The organism is Pseudomonas sp. NFIX28 (assembly GCF_900107395.1).
Classification (GTDB): domain Bacteria; phylum Pseudomonadota; class Gammaproteobacteria; order Pseudomonadales; family Pseudomonadaceae; genus Aquipseudomonas.
The window spans coordinates 68,978-82,751 of record NZ_FNPW01000018.1; the positions used below are offsets into that span (position 1 = coordinate 68,978).

The 13,774-nt window shown below is 66.6% G+C and carries 16 protein-coding genes; 12 read left to right on the forward strand and 4 right to left on the reverse strand.

Annotation, left to right across the window (positions count from 1 at the left end; genetic code table 11):
- Positions 1–39: 39 nt before the first annotated feature.
- From BLV20_RS26735 to BLV20_RS26750, 4 genes are read left to right on the forward strand one after another with little or no spacing between them, the layout of a single operon-like run.
- Complete coding sequence (locus BLV20_RS26735; RefSeq protein ID WP_092305413.1) at positions 40–1,554, forward strand: TolC family protein; 1,515 nt, start codon at positions 40–42, stop codon at positions 1,552–1,554.
- Positions 1,538–2,140: an adenylyl-sulfate kinase gene (gene cysC / locus BLV20_RS26740; RefSeq protein ID WP_092305414.1), complete on the forward strand. Its 603-nt coding sequence runs from the start codon at positions 1,538–1,540 to the stop codon at positions 2,138–2,140. Before BLV20_RS26735 ends, cysC begins: the two co-directional genes overlap by 17 nt.
- Entirely contained in the window at positions 2,137–2,928 is a 792-nt protein-coding gene (locus tag BLV20_RS26745; RefSeq protein ID WP_092305415.1) for an aspartyl/asparaginyl beta-hydroxylase domain-containing protein, read from the forward strand. Before cysC ends, BLV20_RS26745 begins: the two co-directional genes overlap by 4 nt.
- Positions 2,916–3,908 (forward strand): sulfotransferase family protein, encoded by a 993-nt coding sequence (locus BLV20_RS26750; protein ID WP_092305416.1) that lies wholly within the window; start codon positions 2,916–2,918, stop codon positions 3,906–3,908. Before BLV20_RS26745 ends, BLV20_RS26750 begins: the two co-directional genes overlap by 13 nt.
- Here the strand turns inward: BLV20_RS26750 and BLV20_RS26755 are convergent.
- Both BLV20_RS26755 and BLV20_RS26760 read right to left on the reverse strand, forming a co-directional pair.
- A complete protein-coding gene (locus BLV20_RS26755; RefSeq protein WP_092305417.1) occupies positions 3,874–4,632 on the reverse strand; it encodes a slipin family protein in 759 nt (252 codons plus the stop codon). The genes BLV20_RS26750 and BLV20_RS26755 overlap by 35 nt on opposite strands.
- Position 4,633: 1 nt before the next feature.
- The gene (locus BLV20_RS26760) at positions 4,634–6,016 is read right to left on the reverse strand and encodes an NfeD family protein (RefSeq protein WP_092305418.1); all 1,383 of its coding nucleotides are present in this window, start codon (positions 6,014–6,016) and stop codon (positions 4,634–4,636) included.
- Positions 6,017–6,237: 221 nt separating this feature from the next.
- Between BLV20_RS26760 and BLV20_RS26765 the strand changes: the two genes are divergently transcribed.
- Positions 6,238–6,699 (forward strand): aminoacyl-tRNA deacylase, encoded by a 462-nt coding sequence (locus BLV20_RS26765; protein ID WP_092305419.1) that lies wholly within the window; start codon positions 6,238–6,240, stop codon positions 6,697–6,699.
- Between the two features lie 121 nt (positions 6,700–6,820).
- Positions 6,821–7,066 (forward strand): DUF2789 domain-containing protein, encoded by a 246-nt coding sequence (locus BLV20_RS26770; protein WP_092305420.1) that lies wholly within the window; start codon positions 6,821–6,823, stop codon positions 7,064–7,066.
- Positions 7,067–7,070: 4 nt separating this feature from the next.
- On the opposite strand, the gene BLV20_RS26775 is transcribed toward BLV20_RS26770, so the two are convergent.
- Together BLV20_RS26775 and BLV20_RS26780 are read right to left on the reverse strand one after the other, a co-directional pair.
- Positions 7,071–7,355: a type II toxin-antitoxin system RelE/ParE family toxin gene (locus tag BLV20_RS26775; protein WP_092305421.1), complete on the reverse strand. Its 285-nt coding sequence runs from the start codon at positions 7,353–7,355 to the stop codon at positions 7,071–7,073.
- Positions 7,352–7,630, reverse strand: coding sequence for an antitoxin of toxin-antitoxin stability system (locus BLV20_RS26780; protein WP_092305422.1), 279 nt, complete (start codon positions 7,628–7,630; stop codon positions 7,352–7,354). The genes BLV20_RS26775 and BLV20_RS26780 overlap by 4 nt, the downstream gene beginning before the upstream one ends.
- 196 nt (positions 7,631–7,826) lie before the next feature.
- Between BLV20_RS26780 and BLV20_RS26785 the strand changes: the two genes are divergently transcribed.
- From BLV20_RS26785 to BLV20_RS26810, 6 genes are all read left to right on the forward strand, one after another.
- Complete coding sequence (locus BLV20_RS26785; protein ID WP_092305423.1) at positions 7,827–8,255, forward strand: MarR family winged helix-turn-helix transcriptional regulator; 429 nt, start codon at positions 7,827–7,829, stop codon at positions 8,253–8,255.
- Complete coding sequence (locus tag BLV20_RS26790) at positions 8,252–10,336, forward strand: FUSC family protein (protein ID WP_092305424.1); 2,085 nt, start codon at positions 8,252–8,254, stop codon at positions 10,334–10,336. Before BLV20_RS26785 ends, BLV20_RS26790 begins: the two co-directional genes overlap by 4 nt.
- The gene (locus BLV20_RS26795; RefSeq protein ID WP_007932080.1) at positions 10,333–10,542 is read left to right on the forward strand and encodes a DUF1656 domain-containing protein; all 210 of its coding nucleotides are present in this window, start codon (positions 10,333–10,335) and stop codon (positions 10,540–10,542) included. Before BLV20_RS26790 ends, BLV20_RS26795 begins: the two co-directional genes overlap by 4 nt.
- The gene (locus BLV20_RS26800) at positions 10,539–11,435 is read left to right on the forward strand and encodes an efflux RND transporter periplasmic adaptor subunit (protein WP_092305425.1); all 897 of its coding nucleotides are present in this window, start codon (positions 10,539–10,541) and stop codon (positions 11,433–11,435) included. Before BLV20_RS26795 ends, BLV20_RS26800 begins: the two co-directional genes overlap by 4 nt.
- Positions 11,432–12,880, forward strand: a complete 1,449-nt coding sequence (locus tag BLV20_RS26805; RefSeq protein WP_092305426.1) for an efflux transporter outer membrane subunit — start codon at positions 11,432–11,434, stop codon at positions 12,878–12,880. The genes BLV20_RS26800 and BLV20_RS26805 overlap by 4 nt, the downstream gene beginning before the upstream one ends.
- Before the next feature lie 92 nt (positions 12,881–12,972).
- Positions 12,973–13,617 (forward strand): NADH:ubiquinone oxidoreductase subunit N, encoded by a 645-nt coding sequence (locus BLV20_RS26810; RefSeq protein ID WP_092305427.1) that lies wholly within the window; start codon positions 12,973–12,975, stop codon positions 13,615–13,617.
- Positions 13,618–13,774: the final 157 nt, after the last annotated feature.

The window sequence follows — 13,774 nt, forward strand, 5'->3', positions numbered from 1 at the left end:
CACACCTAATACGATGCGGCATCCAGGGGCGAGACAAGGATGAATAAAAGTCAGAAGTTGTTCGGGGTCAGCTTGTTGGCGCTGATGGTCAGCGGTTGTGCCGTCAGCAGTAAACCGATCGAACGCAGCGCCAGCGAGCAGCGCGCCAGGAGCGACCTGCAAAGCATGTACAAGGACCAGGAGCCGCTGAGCGGCCCGCTGACCCTGCACCAGGCCATGGCCCGGGCGGTGAAGTACAACCTCGAGGGCCGCTTGAAGATCATGGAGGAGGCCCTGGCCAAGCGGCAGCTGGACCTTGCCAGTTTCGACATGCTGCCGCGCATGGCGCTGTCCGCCGGCTACGTGGGGCGCAACAACGTCAGCGCCTCCAGCAGCCAGAGCGTGGAGACCGGCACCCAGTCCCTGGAACCCTCGACCTCCCAGGACCGCGACCGCAACGTGGCCGACCTGACCATGGTGTGGAACGTGCTGGACTTCGGCGTCAGCTACATCAATGCCAAGCAGCAGGGCGACCAGCGGCTGATCGTCCAGGAGCGCCGGCGCAAGGTGATCAACACCATCGTCCAGGACGTGCGCTCGGCCTATTGGCGGGCGGTGGCGGCCGAACGCCTGCTCAAGCAGATCGACAGCCTCATGGGCCGGGTCGAGCAGGCCCGCAGCAACAGCCAGAGCATGAGCCAGCAACGCATCGGCGACCCGGTGCAGGCCCTGGCCTACCAGCGCTCGCTGATCGAGGCCACGCGCCAGCTCGAGGAGCAGCGCCGGGCGTTGTCCCTGGCCAAGACCGAGCTGGCGACCCTGATCAACCTGCCGATGACCACCCACCTGACCCTGGCGACCAGCGACGATTACCCGGTGCCGGAACTCAAGGTCGATATGGCCCGCCTCGAGCACGAGGCCCTGACCAGCCGCCCGGAACTGCGCGAGCAGGATTATCAGAGCCGCATCAGCGCCGCGGAAACCCGCAAGGCCATGCTGCGCCTGCTGCCGGGCCTGGAGTTCTCCGCCGGCGGGCATTACGACAGCAACTCGTTTTTGGTCAACGACAAATGGGCCGACTACGGGGTGAAGGTCACCTGGAACCTGTTCAACGTGCTTTCCGCACCGGCCGCCATCGACACCGCCAAGGCCGGTGAAGACGTCGCCGCGGCGCGTCGGCAGGCCATGTCGATCGCCGTGCTGGCCCAGGTCTACGTGGCCAACGCCAACTACCGCGATGCCTTGCGCCAGTTCAAGACCAGCCAGGAGCTGGCGGACATCGACGGGCAGATCGTCGGCCAGCTGCGCAACCGCTACCAGGCCAATGGCATCGGCGAGCTGGACCTGATCCAGGGCGAGCTGAACACCTTGCAGGCGGACCTGCAGCGCGACCTGGCCTATGCCGACCTGCGCAACGCCTACGGGCAGATCTTCGCCAGCGCCGGGCTCGACCCGCTGCCCGACGAGGTGCAATCGACCCAGGTGCAGTCCATCGCCACGGCGCTGGCTAGCCGCGAGGCCGACTGGGCGGCGGGCAACCTCGGCACGCCGGTGGCCCATGCCCAGGGACAATGACCTGCGGGCCCCAGAGGCCAGCGTCAGCCGGGCCCGGCGCGAGGCCCGCAACGGCCATCGCGGCGCGGCGCTCCTGCTGACCGGCCTGCCGGCGGCGGGCAAGTCGACCCTGGCCCAGGCGCTGCAGGCCAGATTGTTCGAGCAGGGGCGGCAAAGCCTGGTGCTGGACGGCGATGCCTTGCGCGGTGGCCTGAACCGCGACCTGGGGTTCGCCGCAGCCGACCGCCGGGAAAATATCCGCCGCGCCAGCGAGCTGGCGGCCTTGCTGGTGGACAACGGGCAGATCGTGATCCTGGCGATGATCGCGCCGCTGATCGAGCAGCGCGAACTGTTCGCCCGGCGCCTGGGCGAGGACTACCTGGAAGTCTGGTGTAGCGCCTCGCTGGCGGTCTGCGAGCAGCGCGACCCCAAGGGCCATTACGCCCGCGCGCGTCGCGGCGATCTGCCCGGGTTCACCGGTATCTCGGCGCCCTACGAACCGCCACGGGCGGCGCTGGAGCTGGACACCGGCGCCCAATCGATCGACGACTGCCTGGGGCAATTGCTCGGCTGGCTGGTCGCGCGCCAGGTGCTGCCGGCCTCATGAGTCGCCCGGCGTTCGCCCGCTTGCCGGTCGCGGTGGATCTGCCGCGGCTGCTGCGCGCCTTGGCGCGAATCGGCGCGGATGCCTGGCAGGGCCATTTCAATGGCCAGTATTACGACGGCGACTGGAGCGGCGTGGCCTTGATCTCGGCGGCCGATGCACCGTCCGAGCTAGCGCCGGGCAAGGGCCTGCCGGTGCAGCGCGAGCCCTGGCGGCAGGACCCGGACTGGCACCTGGCGTTGCGGCATTTGCCCTTGCGGATCGTCTCGGCGCGCCTGCTGCGGCTGGGGCCGGGCGCGCGCATCCATGAGCACCGCGACTACGACCTGGGCGGCCCGGACGCCGACCTGCGCCTGCATATCCCCTTGCTCAGCCCGCCACGGGTGGACTTTTTGCTCGACGGCCAGCGCATGCCGATGCAGGCGGGGGAGTGCTGGTTTCTCGACCTGTCGCGCCCGCACCGGGTCGACAATTACGACCGCCAGGCGCGCGTTCACCTGGTACTCGACTGCCGCCCCGACCCTTGGCTGGCGCAGAAGATCGCCGAGGGCGTGGCGACCACTCCGGCACCCGGCGTGGGCCGCGCCGCCGAGGATTTCGCGCGGTTTTGCCGCATGCTCGAAGAGGACGCCGCGCTCTGCCAGGCCTTGCAGGCGCTGACCGACAGCGAAGCTTTTATCGAGCGCAGCCTGGCCCTGGCGGCCGCGCGCGGCCTGGCGTTCACCCGCGAAGACCTGCGCTCGGCCATGCGCCAGGGGCGGCGTATGTGGAACGAACAATGGATGGCCTGAACCTGCACGGCTGGTTGCCGATTCGCATCTGGCAGTTGCGCGGCGAATGGACGGTCGACTGGTGCTGGTTCGGCGACCGGCCGCTGGTGCAGCCATTTTTCCGCGAGTCGGTCGAGGAGGCCCTGCGCCTGCCGTTCAACCAGGCGTTCCGGCGCCAGACGCCTTTGTCGGCCCTGACGCAATGGCGCCAACGTAGCCCGGGCCTGGCCCCCGGTGCCTTTATCTTCCACGCCTCGCGCTGCGGCTCGACTTTGGTCAGCCAGATGCTGGCCAGCCTGGACGAGCACATTGTGATGTGCGAACCGCCGCCGCTGGATGCCTTGTTGCGCAGTTCGCTGGCCCCGCAGGAACGGGCTGCGGCGCTGATCGGCTTGCTGTCGGCCTACGGCCAGGTGCGTCGTGGCACCGAGCAGCGGCTGGTGATCAAGCTCGATGCCTGGAACATCGGCGAACTGCCGCTGCTGCGCGAATGCTTCGCCGATACGCCTTGGCTGTTTGTGTACCGCGACCCGCTGGAAATCGCCGTGTCGCATCTGCGCCGCGCCGGCATGCACATGACGCCGGGCCTGATCGGGCCTTGCGCGCTGGACGACGGCGAACCCTTGCCGGACCGCGAAAGCTGGATCGCCCGGCGGCTGGGGCGGCTCTTGCAACTGGGGCTGGAGCATTGCCGCCAATACCAGGGCCTGGCGCTGAACTACAGCGAACTGCCCGCCGCCATGGACGGCCACCTGGGCGATTTTTTCGGTTTGGATGTCGAGCAGCGCAGGGCGACTTTCGCTTGTGTCGGGCAGCATGCCAAGCAACCGGCGCAGGCCTTTGTCGACGATCGCCAGGGCAAGCGCGAGCAGGCGTCGGCCCGGCTCCGCGAACAGTTGGAGCAATGGGCGCAGGCGCCTTATGCGGCGCTGGAACAATGGCGCAGCCGTGCAGCGGCGCCCCGCCTCAGCTCTTGGGCGACGAGTCCGCCATGCCCTTGAGCAATTCGATGGGCAGCGGGAAAACGATGGTCGAGCTTTTATCGCCGGCAATCGAACCCAGGGTCTGCATGTAGCGCAACTGCATGGCGCCGGGCTGGCGGCCGAGCATTTCGGCGGCCTGCATGAGTTTTTCCGAGGCCTGCAATTCGCCTTCGGCGTGGATCACCTTGGCCCGGCGTTCGCGCTCGGCCTCGGCCTGTTTGGCGATGGCGCGGATCATCGATTCGTTGAGGTCGACATGCTTGATCTCGACGTTCGCCACCTTGATGCCCCAGGCGTCGGTCTGGGCGTCCAGCACTTGCTGGATATCGGCGTTCAGGCGTTCGCGCTCGGCCAGCAGTTCGTCCAGCTCATGCTTGCCCAACACCGCGCGCAGGGTGGTCTGGGCCAGTTGGCTGGTGGCCACGAGGAAGTCCTCGACCTGGATGATCGCCCTCTGCGAGTCCAGCACGCGGAAATACAGCACCGCGTTGACCTTGACCGAGACGTTGTCGCGGGTGATCACGTCCTGCGGCGGCACGTCGAGCACCACGGTGCGCAGGTCGACGCGGACCATCTGCTGGACGACCGGAATCAGCAGGACCAGCCCCGGCCCCTTGACCCGCCAGAAACGCCCGAGCTGGAACACCACCCCGCGCTCGTATTCGCGCAGGATGCGAAACGTCGAGACCGCCAGCGCCAACAGCAGCGCCAGCAGCGCGCCAAAACCCAATTCCAGACCCATTTCATCCTCCTCGCGGCGCGGCCTCGGCCGTCGTCACTTCCAGAAGCAGCCCCTTGCGCGCCACCACCCGTACCTGCTGCCCGGTTTGCAGCGGCGTTGCGCTCAGGACCTGCCAGTGTTCGCCCTGCAACAGCACCCAGCCGTTGCAGGGGTTGTCCGCTTGCACCGCGGTAATTGCCGTGACGCTGCCCACCAGACCCGCGTCGCCGGCCACCAACTGGCGCTGTCGCGCGCGCACCGCCATGCTCATCAGCGTGACCAGAAATAGCGCACTGATCACCGCCAGGCTGACGATCAGCGGCAGGGGAATGCCGTAGCCGGGGACGTCGGTGTCCATCAGGATCACGGCGCCGACGACGAAGGAGACGATGCCGCCGAAGCCGATGACGCCGAAGGTCGGCAAGAAGGCTTCGGCGACCATGAAGGCGATGCCCAGCAGGATCAGGGCCACGCCCGCGTAGTTCACCGGCAGCAGTTGCAAGGCATACAAACCCAGCAGCAGGCAGATGCCGCCGAGCACGCCGGGCACCGCGGTGCCCGGGTTGACGAACTCGAAGAACAGCCCGTAGATGCCGATCATCATCAGGATCAGCGCCACGCTGGGATGGGTGATGACCGACAGCAGCTGCGTGCGCCAGTCCGGGTCGTGATGGATCAGCGCCGCCCCCAGGGTATGCAGCTGCACCTCGCGGCCCGCGGCGTTGAGGGTCTTGCCGTCGAGTTGCTTGAGCAGGCTGTCCAGGTCCTGCGCCACGTAGTCGACCACCTTGAGTTTCAGCGCTTCCTGGGCCGGCAGGCTGACGGCCTCGCGCACCGCCTGTTCCGCCCATTCGACGTTGCGTCCGCGCAATTGCGCCAGGCCGCGAATGTAGGCCGCGGCGTCATTGATCTGCTTGTGGCTGAGGGTGTCGCTGTCCGGCTCCGGTTTTTTGTCCGAGCGCGGCGCGTCGGGCGGGTTGCCCGGGTCGGGCTGCCCCGGCATGCCGACCCGCACCGGAGTGGCGGCCCCCAGGTTGGTGCCCGGGGCCATGGCGGCAACGTGGCTGGCATACAGGATATAGGTGCCGGCGCTGGCGGCGCGGGCGCCGCTGGGGGCGACGAAACTGGCCACCGGCACCGGGCTGGCGAGGATCGCCTTGATGATCGAGCGCATCGAGGTGTCGAGGCCGCCCGGGGTGTCGATGCCCAGCACCACCAGCTGCGCGTGCTGGTCGGCGGCCTTGCCCAGGCCGCGCACTACATAGTCGGCGCTGGCGGGGCTGATCACATCGCTGACCGTGAGCACCACCACCGGGTCCACGGCCTGGGCGTGCCCGGTCGGCAAGCCGATCAGCAAACCCAGCAGCAGCCCCTTCAGTGTCGCTCGCCACCCACGCCCGTTCATCCGACCCTCCTGGAGAGTCATGCGCCTCGGCTTCCGCCGTTCGTTGGCCCTGTCCTTGAGTCTAGTAGAGCGTGGGGTTGGACGAATTTCGGGCAGTTTTCCCTGTGCCTGCCGTTCGGAAGTTAGTCGGTGGAGCCAAGCGGCGCGGCCTAGACTTGGTGAAGGGAGTGACGTCGTTAACCCATCGTCCTGCAAGACCCTTCAGGACATCGAGGTGCATCATGCGTATGGCAAGAACCGTGCAGCGTAGCCTGGAGGAGGCGCGTTGCGATTTTGACGTGGTGGCTCACCCACATTCGTCGAGCAGCCTGGAGACCGCTCGGGTCGCGGGGGTTCCCGCCGAGCGCGTGGCCAAGTCGGTGATCCTCGATGATAACCACGGCCACTATCTGATGGCCGTGCTGCCGGCCAGCCGGCACCTGGACCTGAGCAAGGTGCGCGGCAGCAACGAATGGCAGATCACCCGGGAAAGCACCCTGGCCCATCTGTTCAACGATTGCGAGCGCGGCGCGGTTCCGGCCCTGGGCGAATCCTATGGCCTGGACGTGGTGATCGACCCCATGCTGACCCGGCAGAAAGACATCTACCTGGAAGCCGGCAATCACAACAATCTGGTGCATCTGAGCATGGACCAGTACCTGAAAATGGTGCCTCACGCCGAGGTGTGCGAGGTCAGTTACTAGCGTTGGCGGGTGTCTGTTGCAGCGGTTTCGCGGGCAAGCCTCGCTCCTACGGGAAGCGCTTGCCCGCGAGCGACTGCGCGTCTGCCGCCCGAGATGCCACCCATCCCGCCCTGGAGTTGCCATGGAATCCCCATCCCACAGCCTGTCCGCCCTGTTCAAACAGCTGGGCCTGCCCGACGACCCCGTCGGCATCGACCGTTTCATCGCCACCCATTCACCGCTCAAGCCGGAACTGCACCTTGCGGATGCCTTCTTCTGGACCAGCAGCCAGGCGGATTTCCTGCGCAACGAGATCCTCGACGACGCCGACTGGGCGGAAGTGGTGGATCAGCTGGATGTATTGTTGAGGAAAGGGCGAGGGGGGTAAGGCGTCAGGCTTCGAGGGGAGGCCATTGGCGCGCGGTGTGCACCAGCGCCAGGATCCACACCGCGTCCTGATGGAGTTGGTAAACCAGGCGGTAGCTTTGATGAGGAATCAGCTCGCGTGTGCCGGCGATCAGTCCGGGGCGCCCGGCTTGAGGATGCAGCGTCAACTGCTTGGCCGACTGGCTGAAGCGGGTGTCCATGTCCAGCGCTGCCTGTGGGTTGAGGTCATGCAGGTAATCCCAAATGTCTGCACGATCCTGTGCGGCTTGCGGCGTCCAGAATAGCTTCATTGTCGAGGCGCTACCTGTGCCCTGCGGGCTGCGAAGCTGGCTTCCAGCTCATCGTTGGCAATGCCTTCCCCCGCCGTCATGGAGCCGCGGGCGATATTGACCTTCTGTTGCAGAAAAGCCTCGTATTCACGGGCTTGCCGTTGTTCCTGCACGAATTGGCGCATCATTTCCCGGACGATTTGCGAGGCGGGGCGATGGCTGGCCTCAGCCTCGGCCATAAATTGATCGCGCAAATCGGCTTCGAGCTTCATCGTGAAAACGGCATGTTTAGGCATGAGACAGTTCCTGGAAAACGTATATACCAAGTATATACACCTTCAGTACCTGCGCAGGTCCAGGTTTCTGCAATGACGACCGCTGGCTAAATTGTTTCAAAACTTGACTGGATTTAACCCCCTCATGCACCATTGATAGTTAGCAAACTAACAGTGTGCGAATCTTCTTTTGCCCGACTCTCTCGAATCGCTCCAGATGAATATCAGCAGTGGCATGGTGGTCGCCGCCCGGCATTGGCGGCGGATCTGCCAGAGCACGCTGGTCAACTATGGAATCTCCGAAGCCTGCGCCGTGCCCCTGTTGATGATCGGGCGCCTGGGCGAGGGTGTGCGCCAGGTGACGGTGGCGCAGGCGGCGGGCATGGAAAGTCCGTCCCTGGTGCGGCTGCTGGACCAGTTGTGCAGCGCCGGCTACGCCTGCCGCAGCGAAGACCCTCACGACCGCCGGGCCAAATGCCTGAGCCTGACCGACACCGGCCGCGAGCTGGTGCGGTCGGTGGAAGCCGAGCTGGTGCGCCTGCGCCGCGAGGTGCTGGACGGCATCACCCCGCAGGACCTGGCGGCGGCGCTGAAGGTGATTCGTGCCTTCGAGGCGGCCGCCCAGCCGCCGGCGGTGGCTTCTTGAGCGGATTCTTTACCGGCGTGCCGCCGGCGCGCGACTGGTTCTACGGCGTGCGCACCTTTGCCGCGTCGATGATCGCCCTGTACATCGCCATGCTCATGCAAATGCCGCGTCCTTACTGGGCGATGGCCACGGTGTATATCGTCTCCAGCCCGTTTGTCGGGCCCACCAGTTCCAAGGCGCTGTACCGCGCGGTGGGGACCTTTCTTGGCGCCACGGCGGCGGTGCTGTTCGTGCCGATGTTCGTGCAGAGCCCTTATTTGCTGGTGCTGGTCATTGCCCTGTGGACCGGCATCCTGCTGTTCCTGTCGCTGCACCTGCGCACGGCCAACAGCTATGCGCTGATGCTGGCCGGCTACACCTTGCCGCTGATTGCCCTGCCGGTGGTGGATAACCCGCTGGCGGTGTGGGACGTGGCGGAGGCGCGCACCGAGGAAATCTTCCTCGGCATCGTCTGCGCCGCGGTGATCGGCAGTATGTTCTGGCCACGGCGGCTGGCGCCGGTGTTCGTCGATTCGGCGGGCAAATGGTTCGCCGATGCCGCCACCTACAGCCAGCGCTTTCTCAGCCGTAACGTGCAGCCCGAAGAAGTCAGCGCCCTGCGTGCGTCCATGGTCGCCACCTTCAACAGCCTGGAGCTGATGATCGGCCAACTGCCCCACGAGGGCGCGCGCCCGCAGACCGTGCGCAATACCAAGGAGCTGCGCGGGCGGATGATCCACCTGCTGCCGGTGGTGGACGCCCTCGACGACGCGCTGTACGCCCTGGAGCGGCGTACCCCGGAGCTGGTTGAGCAGTTCGCGCCACTGCTGGCCCAGGCCGGGCAATGGCTGGAAAGCACCGCCCAGGGCGCGTCGGTCGAGCGCTGGCAGGCCCTGCGCGGCCAGCTCGAAGCACTGCAACCCGACGCAGAAGCCCTCGACGACCGGCGCCAACTGCTGTTTTCCAACGCCCTGTACCGCCTGGGCGAGTGGATCGACTTGTGGCAGGACTGCCGCAGCCTGCAACACGCCATTCAGTGCGAAAGCCAGGCGATCTGGCGCGCGGTCTATCGCCACTGGCGCCTGGGCCGGCTGACGCCGTTCCTCGACCGCGGGCTGATGCTGTATTCGGCGGCCTCCACCGTCCTGGCGATCATCGTCGCCTCGGTGCTGTGGATCCTCCTGGGCTGGACCGACGGCGGCAGCGCGGTGATTCTCGCGGCGGTGGCCTGCAGCTTCTTCGCCTCGATGGACGACCCGGCGCCGCAGATCTACCGGTTCTTCTTCTGGACTGCGATGTCGGTGCTGTTCGCCAGCCTCTACCTGTTCCTGATCCTGCCCAACCTGCATGACTTCCCGATGCTGGTGCTGGCCTTCGCCGTGCCGTTCATCTGCGTCGGCACCCTGACGGTGCAGCCGCGTTTCTACCTGGGCATGCTGCTGACCATCGTCAACACCTCGTCCTTTATCAGCATCCAGGGCGCCTACGACGCCGACTTCCTGAGCTTCGCCAACTCCAACCTGGCCGGGCCCATGGGCCTGCTATTCGCCTTCGTCTGGACCCTGGTCGCCCGGCCGTTCGGCTCGGAGCTGGCGGCCAAGCGCCTGACCCGCTTCAGTTGGCAGGACATCGTCGGCATGACCGAGCCGGCCAACCTGGCCGAGCACCGGCACCTGGGCGTGCAGATGCTCGACCGCCTGATGCAGCACCTGCCGCGCCTGGCCATGACCGGCCAGGACAGCGGCGCCGCCCTGCGCGAAGTGCGCGTGGGCCTGAACCTGCTCGACCTGCTGGCCTATGCCCCGCGGGCCCAGGGCAACGCGCAGGCGCTGTTGCGCCAGGTGGTGGCCGAGGTCGGCGCCTACTTCAAGGCCTGCCTCAAGGCCGGCGAACGCCTGCCGGCGCCGAGCGGCCTGCTGATGACCCTGGACCGCGCCCGCCGCGCGCTGGATGCCCGAAGCCAGGACGAGCGCGAAACCCGCTTGCACCTGCTGCACGCCCTCAGCGGCCTGCGCCTGGCGCTGCTGCCCGGCGTCGAGTTCGTCGGTGGCGGCGAGCTTGAAGAACCGCTGCCCCATGGCATCGATGGAGCGCCTTTATGATCGGTGACCTGGATATCAGCGGGGTGTTCCTGCCCACGCTGCTGGTGCTGATGGGCCTTACCTACGGCTTGTACCTGGTGGTCCACGGGCTGCTGACGCGCCTGCATTTTTATCGCCTGGTCTGGCACCGGGCGTTGTTCAACGTGGGTCTGTACGCTTTGCTGCTCGGCGCCGTGGACTCACTCAGTCGATACCTGATGACATGAAAAAACCTTTATTGACCATTGGCCGTGTGGTCCTGACGTTGCTGGTGGTGACCTTCGCGGTCGTGGTGGTCTGGCGCATGGTGATGTACTACATGTTCGCGCCCTGGACCCGGGACGGGCATATCCGCGCCGACATCGTGCAGATCGCCCCGGACGTCTCCGGGCTGATCCAGCAGGTGCAGGTGCGCGACAACCAGCCGGTCAAGCGTGGCCAGGTGCTGTTCAGCATCGACCAGGACCGTTTCAGCCTGGCCCTGCGCCAGGCCAAGGCGTCCCTGGCCGACCGCCAGGAAACCCTGGCCCAGGCCCAGCGCGAGGCCCGGCGCAACCTCGGCCTGGGCAACCTGGTACCGCGCGAGCAGTTGGAAGAAAGCCAGTCCCGCGTGGCCCGCGCCCAGTCGGCGCTGGCCGAAGCCCAGGTGGCGGTGGACAGCGCCCAGCTGAACCTCGACCGCTCGGTGATCCGCAGCCCGGTGGACGGCTACGTCAACGATCGCGCGCCGCGCCCCCAGGAATTCGTCACCGCCGGGCGCCCGGTGCTGTCGGTGGTGGACAGCAATTCCTTCCACATCGACGGTTATTTCGAAGAAACCAAACTCGACGGCATTCATATCGGCCAGAGCGTCGACATCCGGGTGGTCGGCGATCGCGCGCGGCTGCGCGGGCATGTCGAAAGCATCGTCGCCGGCATCGAGGACCGCGACCGCAGCAGCGGCTCCAACCTGCTGCCCAACGTCAACCCGGCCTTCAGCTGGGTGCGCCTGGCCCAGCGGATTCCGGTGCGCATTGCCTTCGACGAGGTGCCGGAAGACTTCCGCATGATCGCCGGGCGCACCGCCACCGTGTCGATCATCGACGATCAGGCGCCAATCCGGTCGGAGCCGGCGCAATGAACAGCGCCCTGCGTTTGGCCGCGGCCGGGCTCGGTTTGCTGCTGTCGGCTTGCCAGGCGGTCGGTCCGGACTACCAGCTGCCGGACGACGCGGCGCTGCATCGCGGCGATTTGCAGGGCGACCTGGCCGGTTCGAGCGACAGCGTGGTCTCGGCACCGGTCCCGGCGGATTGGTGGCGCTTGTACCAGGACCCGCGCCTGGACCAGCTGGTGCAGCAGGCCATGGCCTCCAACACCGACCTGCGGGTGGCGGCGGCCAACCTGGCGCGGGCCCGTGCCCAGGTCGACGAGGCCCAGGCGGCCGGCGGCTGGAGCGGCGGGGCCAAGGCCGGGGTCGAGCGCCTGCAGGAGTCCGGCGAAGCCTTCCTGCTGCCGGAGAAAGTGCCGGTGGCCAACGTCGGCAACCTGTCCGTCAGCACCTCTTATCAGTTCGACCTGTTCGGCACCCTGCAACGCGGCATCGAGGCCGCCCAGGCCAATGCCGACGCGACCCAGGCCGCGGCCGACATCGCGCGCATCACCCTGGTGGCGGATGTGGTGCGGGCCTACACCCAAGTCTGCGCGGCCAACGAAGAGCGCGAGATCGCCGAGCATTCGCTGAGCCTGCAGGCCCAGAGCACCGAACTCACCCAACGCCTGCGCGATGCCGGGCGCGGCGACGAAACCCAGGTCACCCGTTCGCAAACCCAGTTCAAATCCCTGCGGGCTGAACTGCCGCGCTACGAGGCGGCGCGCCAGTCGGCGCTGTTCCGCCTGTCGATGCTGCTGGCCAGGCCGGTGGCGCAACTGCCCGCCGGCACCGGCAGTTGCGCCGAGTTGCCCCATATTGCCCAGCTGCTGCCGGTGGGCGACGGCGCGGCGCTGCTCAAGCGCCGCCCGGATGTGCGCCAGGCCGAGCGCCGGCTGGCCGCGGCTACCGCGCAAATCGGCGTGGCCACGGGGGCCCTGTACCCGGACATCAGCATCGGCGCGACGATTGGCACCGTGGGCATCGTCGACAACCTCGGCAAACCCTCCACCAACCGCTGGGGCTTCGGCCCGCTGATCAGCTGGACGGTGCCGGCCAACGGCGCCCGCCAACGCATCCATCAGGCCGAAGCCGCCAGCCAGGGCGCCCTGGCGCATTTCGACGGGGTGGTGCTCAACGCCATCCGCGAAACCCAGACCGGCCTGGCCCAATACAGCGCCCAGCTGCAACGCCGCGATGCCCTGGCCGATGCCGAGCAGTCGGCGCGACAGGCCGCCGAGCAGACGCACCGCTTCTTCCAGGCCGGCCGCGAGTCATTCCTCGCCGACCTGCAGGCAACCCGCACCTATACCGACGTACGGGCGCAACTGGCGGCGGCCAACAGCCAGGTGGCGATGAGCCAGATCGACCTGTTCCTGGCCCTCGGCGGCGGCTGGGAAAGCGGACGAACGCAAGCCTTGAACCCCGGCAAACCCTGAGGCCGTTGCTATGCTTTGAACAGTTGGGTGAGCACCTTGCGTCCAGTGCTCGGCCAGCGGTCAGGCACGTGATGGTCATGGGGATTCCAATAATGAAAAACCCTTATGCTCTCGGCTTCTGGTGCGCCATCGTTGCACTGGTGCTGCTTTCTGCGACTTATTTCTACGGCATCATGCTGGCGCATCAGATCGACAAGGCCATGATCTTTCTCGACAGCGCCAGCGCGCTGATTGCGGTGAGCGCCATCGTCTTCGTGGCCTGGACGTCGTTCCAGACCCAGAAAATCAAGAAAAGGCAGCTGGAGCAGGGCAAGACCCTGGTGGCGATCTGGGACACCAAAGTGGCCCTGCGCCGGGTCGAAACGGTGTTTGACCGTTATTTCTGGGGCAGTTACTGGCAGCCGGGGCGGACTTTCCAGGAAGTCATGGGCGAGTTGACCGGCACCCCGCTGGAAAAAAGCCTCGAAGCCCTGAAAAAACAGTGTGTATTACTGGATAAACAAGCCGCCGACGGTCGCCACTGGCTGAACAATGCCCGCGAACTGTCCGATGTCGCCGCCGCCATGGCCCGCGAACGCTATCAACTGGATTTCTGCGACCCGCGTTCGGAAACCCCGGGCGGCGCGGTGATCAACCGCGATTTCGAAGTGCTGGTCTACACCTGGACCGCGCGCCTGAAAAGCTTCGATCACCAGCTCGACGCGCTGGAGGTCGAATACTCCGAACACACCACGTAGCCATGTAGCCGCTGCCGAGCCCGCGGGGCTGCGATCGGTTGCGCAGCAACCGCAAACCCTGAATCCGCGATCTGCTGAAGAAACGCCCCGTCTGGCCCAGCGACGGCTGCGCCGCCGATCGCAGGCTGCGCCAGCGGCTACAGGATCGCGGCGTCTA

Bases quoted from the DNA above. Each gene is read 5' to 3' on its own strand.
- BLV20_RS26805 (WP_092305426.1), top strand. From the start codon at position 11,432: ATGAACAGCGCCCTGCGTTTGGCCGCGGCCGGGCTCGGTTTGCTGCTG.
- BLV20_RS26760 (WP_092305418.1), bottom strand. From the start codon at position 6,016: ATGAACGGGCGTGGGTGGCGAGCGACACTGAAGGGGCTGCTGCTGGGT.
- BLV20_RS26765 (WP_092305419.1), top strand. From the start codon at position 6,238: ATGCGTATGGCAAGAACCGTGCAGCGTAGCCTGGAGGAGGCGCGTTGC.
- BLV20_RS26745 (WP_092305415.1), top strand. From the start codon at position 2,137: ATGAGTCGCCCGGCGTTCGCCCGCTTGCCGGTCGCGGTGGATCTGCCG.
- cysC (WP_092305414.1), top strand. From the start codon at position 1,538: ATGCCCAGGGACAATGACCTGCGGGCCCCAGAGGCCAGCGTCAGCCGG.
- BLV20_RS26810 (WP_092305427.1), top strand. From the start codon at position 12,973: ATGAAAAACCCTTATGCTCTCGGCTTCTGGTGCGCCATCGTTGCACTG.
- BLV20_RS26750 (WP_092305416.1), top strand. From the start codon at position 2,916: ATGGATGGCCTGAACCTGCACGGCTGGTTGCCGATTCGCATCTGGCAG.
- BLV20_RS26795 (WP_007932080.1), top strand. From the start codon at position 10,333: ATGATCGGTGACCTGGATATCAGCGGGGTGTTCCTGCCCACGCTGCTG.
- BLV20_RS26770 (WP_092305420.1), top strand. From the start codon at position 6,821: ATGGAATCCCCATCCCACAGCCTGTCCGCCCTGTTCAAACAGCTGGGC.
- BLV20_RS26785 (WP_092305423.1), top strand. From the start codon at position 7,827: ATGAATATCAGCAGTGGCATGGTGGTCGCCGCCCGGCATTGGCGGCGG.
- BLV20_RS26775 (WP_092305421.1), bottom strand. From the start codon at position 7,355: ATGAAGCTATTCTGGACGCCGCAAGCCGCACAGGATCGTGCAGACATT.
- BLV20_RS26735 (WP_092305413.1), top strand. From the start codon at position 40: ATGAATAAAAGTCAGAAGTTGTTCGGGGTCAGCTTGTTGGCGCTGATG.
- BLV20_RS26755 (WP_092305417.1), bottom strand. From the start codon at position 4,632: ATGGGTCTGGAATTGGGTTTTGGCGCGCTGCTGGCGCTGCTGTTGGCG.
- BLV20_RS26800 (WP_092305425.1), top strand. From the start codon at position 10,539: ATGAAAAAACCTTTATTGACCATTGGCCGTGTGGTCCTGACGTTGCTG.
- BLV20_RS26780 (WP_092305422.1), bottom strand. From the start codon at position 7,630: ATGCCTAAACATGCCGTTTTCACGATGAAGCTCGAAGCCGATTTGCGC.